Annotated in this window: 11 protein-coding genes; 5 read left to right on the top strand and 6 right to left on the bottom strand. The window is 44.3% G+C overall.

Features of this window, described 5'->3' with window-relative positions:
* Positions 1-203: 203 nt before the first annotated feature.
* The 3 genes from L990_RS15895 to L990_RS15885 all read right to left on the bottom strand — a co-directional run bounded on the left by L990_RS15895 (position 204) and on the right by L990_RS15885 (position 3,767).
* Positions 204-1,262 (bottom strand): hypothetical protein, encoded by a 1,059-nt coding sequence (locus tag L990_RS15895; RefSeq protein ID WP_156121643.1) that lies wholly within the window; start codon positions 1,260-1,262, stop codon positions 204-206.
* A 199-nt stretch (positions 1,263-1,461) separates the two neighbouring features.
* Positions 1,462-2,517: a hypothetical protein gene (locus L990_RS15890; RefSeq protein WP_047451431.1), complete on the bottom strand. Its 1,056-nt coding sequence runs from the start codon at positions 2,515-2,517 to the stop codon at positions 1,462-1,464.
* 197 nt (positions 2,518-2,714) lie between these two features.
* The gene (locus L990_RS15885; RefSeq protein ID WP_047451429.1) at positions 2,715-3,767 is read right to left on the bottom strand and encodes a hypothetical protein; all 1,053 of its coding nucleotides are present in this window, start codon (positions 3,765-3,767) and stop codon (positions 2,715-2,717) included.
* A gap of 240 nt (positions 3,768-4,007) precedes the next feature.
* On the opposite strand from L990_RS15885, the gene L990_RS15880 reads away from it, so the two are divergent.
* The 5 genes from L990_RS15880 to L990_RS15860 all read left to right on the top strand — a co-directional run bounded on the left by L990_RS15880 (position 4,008) and on the right by L990_RS15860 (position 9,532).
* A complete protein-coding gene (locus tag L990_RS15880) occupies positions 4,008-4,520 on the top strand; it encodes a sigma-70 family RNA polymerase sigma factor (RefSeq protein WP_047451439.1) in 513 nt (170 codons plus the stop codon).
* Positions 4,520-7,204, top strand: a complete 2,685-nt coding sequence (locus L990_RS15875) for a carboxypeptidase-like regulatory domain-containing protein (RefSeq protein WP_047451428.1) — start codon at positions 4,520-4,522, stop codon at positions 7,202-7,204. Before L990_RS15880 ends, L990_RS15875 begins: the two co-directional genes overlap by 1 nt.
* Before the next feature lie 76 nt (positions 7,205-7,280).
* Positions 7,281-8,138, top strand: a complete 858-nt coding sequence (locus tag L990_RS15870) for a FecR family protein (protein WP_052181090.1) — start codon at positions 7,281-7,283, stop codon at positions 8,136-8,138.
* Positions 8,139-8,157: 19 nt separating this feature from the next.
* Positions 8,158-8,961, top strand: a complete 804-nt coding sequence (locus L990_RS15865) for a hypothetical protein (protein WP_047451425.1) — start codon at positions 8,158-8,160, stop codon at positions 8,959-8,961.
* A 163-nt stretch (positions 8,962-9,124) separates the two neighbouring features.
* The gene (locus tag L990_RS15860; RefSeq protein WP_047451421.1) at positions 9,125-9,532 is read left to right on the top strand and encodes an OsmC family protein; all 408 of its coding nucleotides are present in this window, start codon (positions 9,125-9,127) and stop codon (positions 9,530-9,532) included.
* A 517-nt stretch (positions 9,533-10,049) separates the two neighbouring features.
* Here the strand turns inward: L990_RS15860 and L990_RS15855 are convergent.
* From L990_RS15855 to L990_RS15845, 3 genes are all read right to left on the bottom strand, one after another.
* On the bottom strand, positions 10,050-11,435 hold the full coding sequence (locus tag L990_RS15855; protein WP_047451419.1) for an aminopeptidase C: 1,386 nt from the start codon (positions 11,433-11,435) through the stop codon (positions 10,050-10,052).
* Positions 11,436-11,580: 145 nt separating this feature from the next.
* The gene (gene tilS / locus L990_RS15850; protein ID WP_047451417.1) at positions 11,581-12,921 is read right to left on the bottom strand and encodes a tRNA lysidine(34) synthetase TilS; all 1,341 of its coding nucleotides are present in this window, start codon (positions 12,919-12,921) and stop codon (positions 11,581-11,583) included.
* 25 nt (positions 12,922-12,946) lie between these two features.
* Positions 12,947-13,166, bottom strand: a 220-nt coding sequence (locus tag L990_RS15845; protein WP_047451414.1) for a chorismate-binding protein, incomplete at its 5' end; no start/stop codon positions are given.

The raw sequence follows: 13,166 nt of genomic DNA, 5'->3' as shown, positions 1-13,166 counted from the left end.
GAACGGGACTCCGGGCTGGCCGTCAGAGGCTCGGATGGGCGGAACGGGACTCCGGGCTAGCCGTCAGAGGCTCGGATGGGTAGAACGGGACTCCGGGCTGGCCGTCAGAAGCTCGGATGGGCGGGTAGCCTCTACTCCCTTATTAAAAAAACTATTCAGCCCACTCGTCAAAAGGTCTGAGGTACCATTCAGCTTCAGGTTTCTCAGCTCAGATTCCATCTGGGCGCCATCTGCTCCACCGCGTAGCGCAGCATATCCACCTCCGAGAGCTGCGGATACCATATTTGATTGTATAGGCTGACAAACTCGTCGCCCTGATAGTAGTCTAAGTCGTAGGTAAGCCCGCGGTCGAGCACCTTTTGGTTGAAGAACATCACCAGCGACTCGTAGGCGGCATAAAACACCTCGGGATGCTGCTCGCGCACCTGCTGCAGCTCCTCTCCAAGCCATGCTGCGGCATGCAGGAGCTGCGCCCCAACCTGATGGCTGACATACTCGAGCACAAGGTTATCATCCCCCTCACCATCTAGCACATTTTGGTAGAAAGAGACCGAAGTTGCATCGAGCCAGTAGCTGTTATAGCGACAGAGATAGAACTGAAGGCACCCATCGACGCTCCGGTTAAGCAGGTGCTCCCAGCGAGTCAGGATCCCCCCGCTCAAAAAACGGTGGGAAAGGGCGGATGCCCGACGCTCGAGCATACGCCGATGCTCGGGCCAAATTTGCTGCTCGTACTCGGCGATATAGCGCGAAAACACGTCGAGCACGGCAAAGTAGTCGGCCAGCAAGGGGGCGGTATGCTGGCGCCAATCCTCGCGGCTTTGAAAGAAGAAGCGCTGATGGCACCTCATAAACATGTCAGTAAAATCGACAGGATAGCGCTGTAAAAACGAGTCGAAGCAGCCAGACTGCATGGCCTGCTTCAGCGCTTCGATAAAGGAAAGATACTCGCGAGCCGAGCTGATACCCAAATAGCAGGGAAGAAAGTAGGTAGGGAAAGCAAAAACGCCAAACTCTTCGGCGCTAAGCCCTATCAAGTCCGATGCCTGCTGCAGCAGCAGCCTGTCGGAGGCCGTCATGCTGACATACCTTAGCCTAGGGTTTCGGCTCCCACCCAGCTCGCCCGCCGTATAGATAGCCGCCTCGAAGTTGGGCACAAAAAGCACCTCGAAGGTTATCCCGCTAGGTAAAGCCCTATTTTTAAAACAAAAACACCCCGTCACCAACAATGCAGCCAGCTCTACGCTAGAATTTTTCATCATCCCCTCTAAAATAGTTACAGCATGGGCAGGACATGCTCTGTTTCAACCGCTCAATATGCGCTACGAACAGTACGTCAGCCTCCCTACAACACCGGCTACCCCCATAAGCCAAAAGTAAAACCGACTTCCATCCAACGGCACAAAATTATTACATCTGAATAATAAGAAAAAGTAAAAAAGAGGAACAGTTTCAGGCTGCTCAACTCAGATTCCATAGAGGGGCCATTTGCTCCACCGCGTTGCGCAGCATATCCACCACCGAGAGCTGCAGATTAGATAGCAGATCGTATATATTCAGGAACTCCTTTCCATGATAGTAGTCCAAGTCGTAGGTAAGCCTACGATCCAGCACCTTTTGGTTGTAGAACATCACCAGCGACTCGTAGGCGGCATAAAGCACCTCGGGATGCTGCTCGCGTACCTGCTGCAGCTCCTCTCCGAGCCAAGCCTCCCTGTAAAGAAGATGCGCCCCCACCTCGTGGCTCACAATATCGACCACCATATTCTGATACCCACTTCCATCGAGCTGGTTCTGGTAAAAGCAAACCGAGGCAGCGTCGGCCCAAATGTTGTTATATCGGCAAAGATAGATGTGATGATTCCCCAGTATAGGATACCCCAACAGCTGCTCCCATCCACCTACAATGTGATACTGCTGTATGTACCCTGCAAACGAACAAGCCTGCTGCTGCAGGTATTGCCGATCGGCAGGCCATATCGACGACTCGTACTGAGCCGCGTAGCGGGTAAAGACATCGAGCACCTTGAAGTAAGCTGGAAGCAGCGGCTCGGTATGCAGCTTCCAATCGGCCTCGCACTGAAAGAAGAAGTGGCGGTTGCCATTAATAAAGATATCGGTAAAATCGACAGGATACCGCTTTAGAAAGCTGTCGAAGCGGTTAGCTTGCATAGCCTCCTTAAGGGCAACCACGTACAGGTTGTACTGAGCAGCCGAAGCCACCTCGAGGTAGCAGGGTAAAAAGTAGGTTGGGAAGATGAGCTCCCCCATATCTCCATCAACAAATCCAATCAGATTTCCGCTTCGCTGCAGCAGCAGCCTATCGGCAGCCGTTATATCAACATACTTTAGGAGCGGATTTCGGCCATAGCCCAACTCGCCAGCGGTATATATAGCTGATAAAAGGTTGGGCGCAAAGTGCACCTCAAAGTCAATCTCGTTAGATAATTCCCTATCCTTAACACAAAAACAGCCCACCAGCAGCATTGCTGCCAGCTCTACATTCGAATTTTTCATTGCCGCCCCCAAATGCTACGAATAAAAATTCGCATTAGCCTTTCCTTCTCACAATACCCCGATAGACGAATTGGCTGCGGCAATGTTACATCTATTAGCTTTATAAACAGGTTGTGAAAAGACAAAAGGATGCAAAAGCTGGCAATGTATAAAAAGCGTAGCCGAAGCTACGCTCTTCCCCCATTTTTTGGCCCAAGCTACTTATTCCACTTGGGCGCCATTTGCTCCACCCCGCAGCGCAACAGCTCCTGTGTCGACATCTTGGGGTGGTATATGTTGTTGTATATCTCTGTAAACTCAGCTCCACGGAAATACTCCATGTCGTAGCTAAGATGCTTACCCAGTATTTTGGTATTGTAGAACATGGCCAACGACTCGAAGGCGGCATAAAGCACCTCGTAGCTCTCCTTTCGTTGCACCTTGAGGTCATCGTCGAGCCAAGCCGCCTTGTAAAGCAAATGCGTACCCACCTCATGGCTCACAAAGTCTACCACCATATTCTCGTACTTAAAGCCATTAAAAATATTCCGATCGAAGCAGATGGAGTTGGCATCGGGACCATAGCTGTTGTGGCGGCAAAGGTAGATGCGGTAATCGCGCCCAAAGGGGACACCCAGCAGCTGCTCCCACTTTCCAATAAGATTTTCCTTTTCGAAGTAGGCATTAAAGTGGTTGGCACGCTCCTGAAGCTTGCTCCGATCTTCGGGCCAAAACTGCGACTCGTAGGGCGCCGCATACTTTACAAAAATGTCCAGCACCTTAAAGTATCGCTCCAACAGCGGCTTTGTTTTTTTCTCCCAATCGCTGCTACTTTGCGAAAAGAAGGAACGCTTGCTGGCCATAAATACATCGGTAAAGTCGACAGGATACCGTTTCAGGAAAGGCGCAAAATCGTTAGCCAGTAGCGCCTGCTTAAGGTCTGCTACAAATACGGCATATTCGGAGGCCGTGCTAATGTCGAGATAGCACGGAAGGAAGTAGGTGGCAAACACGAATGCCCCCGACTTACCATTGCCAAACCGAATAAGATCAGCCGATTGCTGCAGCACCTCCTTGTCCGAAGGCGTCATATCGACATACTTTAGCTGAGGATTCTTCCCAAACCCCACCTCGCCTACCGAGTAGATGCTCGACACAAAGTTGGGGGCAAAATGCACCTCGAAGCAAACCTTATTTGACAAGGCGCTATTTTTAAAGCTAAGGCATACAACAAGCAGCAAGATTTCTAACGTTAACCCAATTTTTTTCATTATTGCTCACAAAAAGTTTAATAAAATCCCGAACACCCCAAAGATGCTCAGGACTACCTTAACAGCGCTGTACGCATTATAGACGGGAAACAACCTTTTTTGTTGCACCATTCAACCATCAAAAACGACCATTCGACGGCTATTTTGTTTGTTAACACTATTCTTTAAGCTTTGTAATAAAAAATGGTAGGGTATATTTGCAGCTGGTTGTAATAAGGAGGTACAGAGAGATTGGATTTTATGGGGGTAAAACAGCTCAACACAACAACCTGGTTTAAGCAGGTATTCGACGACCATTACGATAGCATTAAGCGCTTCCTATATTTTCGCTGCGGGGATATAAACCTTTCGGAGGATATAGCACAGGAGGCCTTTATTAAGCTATGGGATGTTCGGGATACGGTTAGAGAGGAAACGGTTCTCTCGCTGCTCTACTCCATTTCGTCCAACCTACTCAAGAACCATTTTAAGCACGAATCGGTGGTTCTTAACTTCCAAAAAAATACGACTAAAACGGAGATATACCACGAGGAGGCCGACCATCCGCTGCGCGAGCAGGAGATGCAGGAGCAGCTGAATCGAATATTCTCCGAGATGCCCGAAAAGTGCCGCATCACCTTTCTGATGAACCGCATTGAAGAGCTAACCTATGCCGAAATAGCGGAACGGTTAGATATCAGCGTAAAGGCGGTAGAGAAGCGGATGTCCGAAGCGCTTGGGTTTATTCGTAACAAGTTGGAATATAAAATCTGATGGCAGGAAAAAACCAGAAACGAAACCAAAAAGCATCACACCTTGTAAGGCTACTCGCCTTAACCTCCATTATACTTATATCAACCCAGGCGCATGCCCAAAAGCTTTCGTACCGATTTTCGGGGAAGCCCCTCTCCGATGTCCTCGAAAAAGTAGGCAAAGACAACAGGGTAAAGATAGCCTTTGACGCGCAGCTGGCCGATAGGCAGAGCGTAGCAGGCTACTTTAGAGGTAGCAGCATCAACGAGCTGCTATCTCAAATTGTAAGCAGCACCCCCTACGAGATAACCCGAATAGGGAACGTATTTGTGCTACACCCCAAAGCAGCAACCGTTGAGCAGCCTGTTCTACCGCTTGCAGCATCTCCCATCGAAACGCCCAAGTACCGCATATGGGGTACCGTTTCCGACTTGGCCTCGGGCGAGCACCTTCCCTACGCACAAATCTATACCGACAACGGCAAATTCTCGACCACCGCCAATGCCGATGGCTCCTTCAACCTAACGCTACCGACAGCAGAAACTGTAAACCTCTGCATATCCTACCTCGGATTTGTAAAGCAGTGCATTGAGGTGACCCCTCGAACCCGTCCCGAGCAGCTAACCGTAACGCTTGATAGAGCCAGCATCAAACTCGGAGCCATCACCGTCACCGAAAAGCAAAACTACCTGGTGCAAATTCCAACGGTAGCGGGACAAAGCACCCTTAATCCCAAGGCAGCAGCCGATGTGCCAACCGTCAATCCGCTCGACTTCACAGCCCCACTGCAAATGCTTCCAGGCATAGATGCCACCACCGAATCGGCCGTCGGACTCAATATCCGCAAATCGCCCTTCGACCAAACACAGGTGCTATTCGACGGCTTTACCATTTACCATCTCAACCATTTTTTAGGGCAGCTAAGCGCCTTCAACACCAACGCCATTAAGGATATTCAAATATTTAAGGGTGGATTTGATGCTCGATACGGAGGTGCCGCCTCTTCTATCATAGAGATAACAGGAAAATCAGGAAATAGGTACAAGCCTACCTTTAGCGTCGGAGCAGACTTATTGGCTCTTGATGCCATGGTAAACACGCCGCTAGGTAAAAAATGGAGCCTCGTGTTTACCGCTCGAAGATCCTACACGGATGCCTACCAAACCAAGCTATACGACGATCTCTTTGACAAGCTTCGCAGCGATTTAGCCGCCACATCGCTAAATAACATTGCCAGCTTTAACGAAAAATACACGCCAAGCTACTACTACTACGATCTGCACAGCAAGATTACCTACACCCCTGACTCTACCCAAAATCTTTCGTTGAGCATATACTCAGGCAGCGATCAGATGAGCCTACTCAGCAGTAAACCTAAAGCATACCTAAACGAAACTTCCGACATCCAGAATTCCGGCATCGGCATAAAATGGAGTAAGGATCTGAATGGGAAAAGCTACATGCGCGCATCCATTGGCTACTCGCAATACCACCTCAACTTCGACCATCTTAATACAGGAAAGGCTCCTAAAACGGATACAGAAACAACCCGACAAAATAAGCTTACCAACCAGATAAAAAATGTCACCGCAAAGTTTGAGTACGAAAGACGGCTTACCCCGAGTACTACACTTATAGCTGGAGTTGCAATTACAGGCTTGCAAAACAGTTACAAGTTTACCAACTATCGAAAAATACTCGCCAATACAGAAATAGACACTTCGAGGCTAAAAAGCACCAAAGGTGGAATTGCGACAACCTATTTTCTGCTCAACATATCAAAAGGGAGGCTAAAAAATTTGACTCCTGGCTTTAGGCTTAACTATTTTACCCCAACAGCAAAACCCTACTTCGAACCTCGAATCTCTGCGGCATACGAAATTATTCCAAACATTTACGCGAAGGCTGCAGTTGGTCGCTACCTACAGTTCATCAACCGTGTTCCGATTACCTTCCTTGGCGAATATAACAGCTACTGGAGCATATCAGATAAAAGCCACCCAATAGTGAGTTCAAATCACTACATCGCAGGCTTCACCTTCGATATAACGCCAAACCTTCAAGTTGATCTAGAAGGTTATCACAAAAACACCACAGGAATGGCCTACATCGCGCTATTCCCTACGCTCATCAAAGACAAAATTCGCTACCAAGAGAAAATGATAAATGGATCTAATAAAATCAACGGGATCGATTTATTCGTCAAATACCTCTTTCCACAAGGACAAGTTACGATGGGCTACACGCTATCCGAAGTCTACTTTCATACGGACAATCTAAAAGTAGATAGCGACTTTCCATCAGGCTTAGATCAGACTCATGAGTTTAAACTTTTTGCATCCCGCAAAATCAGCCGTTTTACGCTATCCTCTGCTTGGATTTTCGGCTCTGGAAAGCCTTGGGATAATCCTACCTTTTACAACAACATGAAACCAGTTGCCGAGTACCAGCGCAATAGCGAACGGCTACCAACCTACCATCGGTTAGATATTTCAGCTTCATACGTACAGCCTATTGGTAAAACCAAGCTATCAGTTACTGGTAGTATATTTAACGTGTACAATAGAACCAACCAAACAAAACGAACATACACCCTATCAAATACCCCAAAGAAAGACGTCGACCAAGGCAAATCGCCTATCGTATATTCCGACATATACGGCTTTGGAATAACCCCAGCAGTATATGTCAACCTAACATTCTAAATAGAATCAAAAAAAATTAAAGAATCGGTAGGGTATATCCACCCTTAGTTGTAATAATTACGAATCACAGAAACAAATGAACAAGAACAGACCTCATATTGACGATAGGCATCGCTTAGATGAGCAAACCGAAAAGTTGCTTCAGCAGCTTTCGGTTCCCGCTGGGCGTTCGAAAGAGGAGGCATGGGACTTACTTGGCAGTAAAATTAATGAAGCCAAATCTTCCAAGCGCCATTTTCTACCTATTAGGTGGGCAGCAGCCGCTAGCATTGCGGTGCTTATCTCAGTTGGGGTTTTGGTAGCAACTCACACCACGCGCGTTGTTAGTCCTCGAGGTCAACACGTGGCGGTAGTGCTACCCGATGGTTCAAATGTTCTGCTTAACTCCGACTCGCAGCTCAGCTACCAGAAGTTTCTTTGGTGGAAAAAGCGCGAAGTACAGCTAACAGGAGAGGCCTTCTTCAAGGTAAAAAAAGGACGCCGGTTTGACGTTAAATCAGAAGGATGTGTGACATCTGTTTTGGGAACATCATTCAATGTTTTTGCCAGAAATAGCCTTGTAAAAGTAAGCTGCTTTACAGGAAAAGTTGGAGTAAAAAATGAGACTACAGGCTTACAAGCAATCCTAACACCAGGACTTGGCGTTCAAAGTTTAGGACAAAGGTTAGGAGACGTCCAAAAGATTACAGAAACTGAAAAAGGGTGGACATCTGGAGAATTCTACTACACAGACGCCCCACTTTCGGAAGTTTTAGCCGAAATCGGACGCCAGTTTAATGTAAGCATCAGCTGCAAAGATTGCGAAAATCGACGCTACACCGGCTACTTTAACAACAAAAGCCTCAACCAGTCCCTCGATTTAATTTGCATCCCCATGCAGCTGCAGTACAACCTCGTCTCATCCAAGCAGGTCGAAATTAAGCCAACTAATTAAACTCTTTAAATTGATTGTTATGCAGAAATTTCTATGGGCCATTGGCGCTATAGCAGCCCTTTCTATGTCCTCCTGCCAAAAAGGAGATGACGTAAAAACAACCACAGATGCCAATATTGAGACAGCCATCGATGGTCAAACTGTTACCAATATGTTTGCAGAAGTTGACAACGAAGTTGACCAAGTAGCATTAGGTTTAAAGGCTGGCAACGCCCCTGACAGTACTGGAAAAAGAACCGTTACAACAGTAAAAAATGTAGATAACAGCCTCACCAAAACGGTAGTCTACTCAAACTGGGGAATTGGCAAAAATAAGCGTTGGGTAAAAGACGGTAAAATAACCGTAACCATTAGCGCAGACAGGCTAACACGTACGGTAACCTTCGAGAATTTCACCATCAACAAGAAAAAAATAGATGGAACCAAAACCTCGAAAATTGATCTAGTAAACCACACCTTAACCTTAACCCTAACTAACGGTAAGGTAACCTTCGAAGATGGGACAACCTACCAACATCAGTATACACAAGTTAGAACAATGGTAAAAGGCTACGATACCCCACTCAATTTTTGGGATGACGAGTATGATATTACCATCGATGCTAGTGGAACAAATCGCAGAGGACAAGCATTTACAGAGGTAACAACCACACCTCTCCACCTAAAAGCAGTATGGCCAATGTTTGTTTCGGGTATTATTAAACGAGAAGTTAACAACCACACTATTATCACCGACTTTGGCAATGGAGCAGAAGATTTTATTGTAACCATCACCGTAGATGGTACTGCCAAAGAAGTTGATCTAACCAACTCTGGCAAATAGCGAATTAGCCTTTATAGATAGAGATTGTTTGAAAAAAACTCTGTACTAAGAGTTTTTAATGCCGGGTTCGCCCGGCATTTTTATTTTAAAAAGGCTAAACAGCCCCTCCTTTTCGTTGTTTATAAATACAAATTCAATAATTTTAGTTCCAAAATAATACATCATGGAAACTGTAAAAACAAAGTATCTAGGCGAACTTCGCACCGAGGCAACCCATGTCCGCTCTGGCGAAAAGATAATTACCGATGCCCCTATCGATAACCAAGGTAAAGGTGAATATTTTTCGCCTACCGATATGCTAGCAACCGCCCTTGGAAGCTGCATGCTTACCATAATGGGAATATCGGCTCGCACTCATGGCTTTAACATCGATGGAACAGAGATTAAAATCACCAAAGTAATGGGAACAGCCCCCCGACGTGTTGTTGAAGTTATAGTTGAGCTATTCTTCCCTACCGACTATACTCCTAAAGAGAAAAAGATAATAGAACTTTCGGCAAAGGAATGCCCTGTGGCCAACAGCTTACATCCCGATCTAAAACAAACCCTCATTTTCCACTTTGGAGAATAATTACACCCCAATAAATATGCGAGGCAGCCTAAATATTTAGGCTGCCTCTCGTATTCACATAAGACTTTTTAAGAATTAAAAATCGCTTCAAAGACTCTATTTTTGAGCCCAACCAATGAAATCCCCATTAAAAAAAAATATCCGCATTAAGTCCATTATTTTATTCCAACAAACAAATCAACATCGACTATTAAATTTCAAACGTTTGTTCCCTTAAAACGTCAAAAATTTCAATAAAAGAAAGTGAATATCATAAAATATGTAAGTAGCAAAACGAACATAAAGAGATCTTCTGTTGTTCTAATTATGAATTCGATAGGGTTCTAGAGGTTTAATAGAGATTAACCTAGTTTTACCCCTCTTAGGATACCATTGAGTTACCTTTGTAATGAAATCAGTTGAGGCTAGTTTTTTCATAGGTTAAGTTTTAGGTTAGGTGTTAAATGTGTCTGAAGATTTAGGTTAGGTTTAGCAAAAGGAACGATGTGACTTCGTTCCTTTTGCGCTTTTATGGAGTTTAAAACATCCTATCCCAGGGTAGTAAAACCACCGCTTTTTGATCTGCTATTTTTAGAATTTCTGGGCTAATAAACTTTTTTAAAGCAACCATTCTAAACATATATTCGCTAAACCAGCTATCGGTAAAAGTCAAATAACCTTTATAGCCACTAGAAGATCCCCAGCTATTCTCAAATTGCCACATTGTAGGATTACCGTTCTTATCAACATCAACGGCAACAATCGACATACCATGAGAAGAGCCACTCTCCCATGTTAGGATTCGCTGACGCTTATCCATCCGAAATTTCATACCATAAAGAGCCTCATAGTCGTAATTTTCAAGAGCATTAACCCCTTCGCTACTATTTAAAAATTTACCAACATCAACGCCACCATAAACAGCTTCGTTGTTTTTAATCGACTCCAGCGCAATTTTCTTTAAATCCTCAACAGGAAGATTGATGTACTTCCAATTTTGACCATCTTGAGCATTTCTGTAATTTTCCACCTCATACAACTTGTAGTAAGGACGAGTTGGGTCGTTCATCATCATCACATAGTCAGACACCTTCACATCAGGAAGAACCTTATGATAAAAACTTAGCGGCGTATAGGTTTGATATTCGCTTATAGAGCCATCTTTTGCCTTGTAACGCCATTGAAACTGCACCGGTGGTTCTCCTAGGTTTAGCGCCAAAATGCGGTAAATATCCCCTAACATCGCGGTTTTTTGGGATTGAATTTCGGCAGGCTTTGCCATCTTACCAACCATTTCTCTCAACATCAACCCTTGTTCACGAAGTTTTGTCTTCAAAACAGCGTCCATTGCGGAAGTGTTGCTGCTAGAATTTGTTTCTGGCATTACGCTTTTAGGAACCAAACCGTACTTATCCACAATGTTGATAAAGCCGGCCCATGTCCCTCCATCATCAATTGGTGATTTAAAATACCATTCCACCCTCCTATCATCCATCGAACTATTAGCAGAAGCAATTACGTTCTCAAGAAACAGATTCGATTTTTCCAATAAATCGTAGAAATATAGGTAGCTTTGAGAAAACTCAAATTCGCCAACATTCAGACCTGCAATAACTTTAGGTCTAAGAACGTTTAGACTTGTGAACATCCAGCATCTTCCAGAACTCTTTTGGTCGGTTATCCCTGAAACATCTACCTTGTACTTAAACAGATGGTCAACCTTTCCTTCAAATGCATTGTTTTCGGCCAACTTTTTTGCATCATTATGGGTTAACGCATTGGTAATAGCCCTCGTTGATGGATCATTAATGTTGTATGCCTGCTTGATCTTGCCAAGCAACTCAGGTGTAAGCGCACCATTTGTTTGACCAAAACTGATCAAACATAATAGTACTGCAGCACCTGTAAGCACTACCTTTCTCATAAACGTTATAATTTGATTGTTATTCCATTACGCTAAACATCTATATAAAAGATGAAGCGATCCAAATGAAGTAAAACATATGGAAAAATCCTAGGAGAAACGACCAAACAACAAAGCCTAGCAAATTTGGCTAGGCTCATCGTTTTTAGTCAGACATTTTGCTAATTTTATACACGGTCTGGGTGTTTTCACTAATCTTATACCGATCATCTATTCGTCGACCAACAACCCAAACAACATCGCTACCAGAGCAAAGCAACCACTGGTTGCTCTTTTCATTTACAGACATTTTTTGATCAATAAAAAAGTCACTCAACTTTTTTTTCCCCTTCATCCCTAAAGGACAAAACTCATCTCCGCTTTGCCATTTCCTTAAAACAAGAGGGAAATGCAGCTTCTCGTAATCTAACATTGCAATGCGACTGCTTTTCTCGATCAACAAAGGATGGGTATTTGCAAAATACTCAAAAGCCAACTTTATGGGAATTTTCAAACTCTCCCTATCTGGAAATATCTCAAAAAATCCCTGAGAAACATCCTTCTTATCGGGATACAAAATTAAAGTTTCTCGATCTCTAAGTAAAACATACCCTCGCCCAAAAAACTGACTTCCTGAAATTCCCTTTTCTATTGAATTGAAAACATCATCAATTTGGCTACTGTTAAATCCATAGAAGCTCAAATACTCATACAAGAGCAGCCTCGAATTCCTATTAATTCGCAATTTTCGGATACTAATGTGCTGCTCATTTCCATCAACGACAATCGCATCCTGCTTAAAATTATTAACCTCCTGTGTTATTAGATCTTCAACCAGCTGCAACCTTGCAATATTTTCCAACATAGTCAGGTTAAAAGCTGGATTGATTTTTTTAAATTCAGGAATAACATTTAAACGAATTCTGTTTCGAGCGTACTTATCTTTAGCATTTGAAGAATCTTCTCTATAGCTAATACCATTTCCCAAGGCATACTCAACAATTTCTTTTCGAGGTGCAAAAAGAAGCGGACGAACCACCCTCCCGGTTTTGGGTTTTATACCAGTAAGCCCCTTAAGACCAGTACCTCTAGTCAAATTTAAAAAGAATGTTTCAGCAACATCATCGGCGTTATGGGCAATAGCAATATACCTATAGCACTCCTCATTACAAAGCCTATTAAACCAGCTATATCTTAAACGACGAGCAGCCATTTGAATAGATTCGCCTGCAACCGCAGCCTCTGCTTCTGTGTCGAATCGAATATAGTAACCTTTTATACCGTAAACCTTCTGAAGATTTCGAACCAACTGCTCATCTCCATCCGACTCATCGCCCCGCAAAGAAAAGTTACAATGGGCAATCGCCACCTTGTACCCCTGCTTTACTAAAACATCCAAAAGAGTTGTAGAATCAATTCCACCACTTACGGCAACAAGCACCCTATCGTCAAAATCGAAAAGCTCATGTTCCGCAATAAATTTTGTAAGTCGCAATGTAAAAGGCATGTCTCTTTTTTATAAAGTTAGCTGGTTAATCTTTATGGTGCACCGTTCTTTTCTCGAGAACTTCCAATATAGCCTTCGCTTTAACAAGGCATTCGGCGTACTCCAATTCAGCCTCAGAACCAAAGGTTATTGCGCTACCCACCGAAAATGACAAGTATTTTGAAATTGAATTATAAAGAATACTTCGAATAACCACGTTAAAATCAAAATCACCCGCAGGAGTAAAATAGCCTACAGCCCCCGAA

The organism is Alistipes sp. ZOR0009 (assembly GCF_000798815.1).
In the GTDB taxonomy this organism is placed as follows: Bacteria; Bacteroidota; Bacteroidia; order Bacteroidales; family ZOR0009; genus Acetobacteroides.
Note: the sequence above shows the minus strand (reverse complement) of the source record. Positions and strands in the feature narration are given on the sequence as shown.

Bases quoted from the DNA above. Each gene is read 5' to 3' on its own strand.
- tilS (WP_047451417.1), bottom strand. From the start codon at position 12,921: ATGCCTTTTACATTGCGACTTACAAAATTTATTGCGGAACATGAGCTT.
- L990_RS15885 (WP_047451429.1), bottom strand. From the start codon at position 3,767: ATGAAAAAAATTGGGTTAACGTTAGAAATCTTGCTGCTTGTTGTATGC.
- L990_RS15875 (WP_047451428.1), top strand. From the start codon at position 4,520: ATGGCAGGAAAAAACCAGAAACGAAACCAAAAAGCATCACACCTTGTA.
- L990_RS15855 (WP_047451419.1), bottom strand. From the start codon at position 11,435: ATGAGAAAGGTAGTGCTTACAGGTGCTGCAGTACTATTATGTTTGATC.
- L990_RS15870 (WP_052181090.1), top strand. From the start codon at position 7,281: ATGAACAAGAACAGACCTCATATTGACGATAGGCATCGCTTAGATGAG.
- L990_RS15865 (WP_047451425.1), top strand. From the start codon at position 8,158: ATGCAGAAATTTCTATGGGCCATTGGCGCTATAGCAGCCCTTTCTATG.
- L990_RS15890 (WP_047451431.1), bottom strand. From the start codon at position 2,517: ATGAAAAATTCGAATGTAGAGCTGGCAGCAATGCTGCTGGTGGGCTGT.
- L990_RS15880 (WP_047451439.1), top strand. From the start codon at position 4,008: ATGGGGGTAAAACAGCTCAACACAACAACCTGGTTTAAGCAGGTATTC.
- L990_RS15895 (WP_156121643.1), bottom strand. From the start codon at position 1,262: ATGATGAAAAATTCTAGCGTAGAGCTGGCTGCATTGTTGGTGACGGGG.
- L990_RS15860 (WP_047451421.1), top strand. From the start codon at position 9,125: ATGGAAACTGTAAAAACAAAGTATCTAGGCGAACTTCGCACCGAGGCA.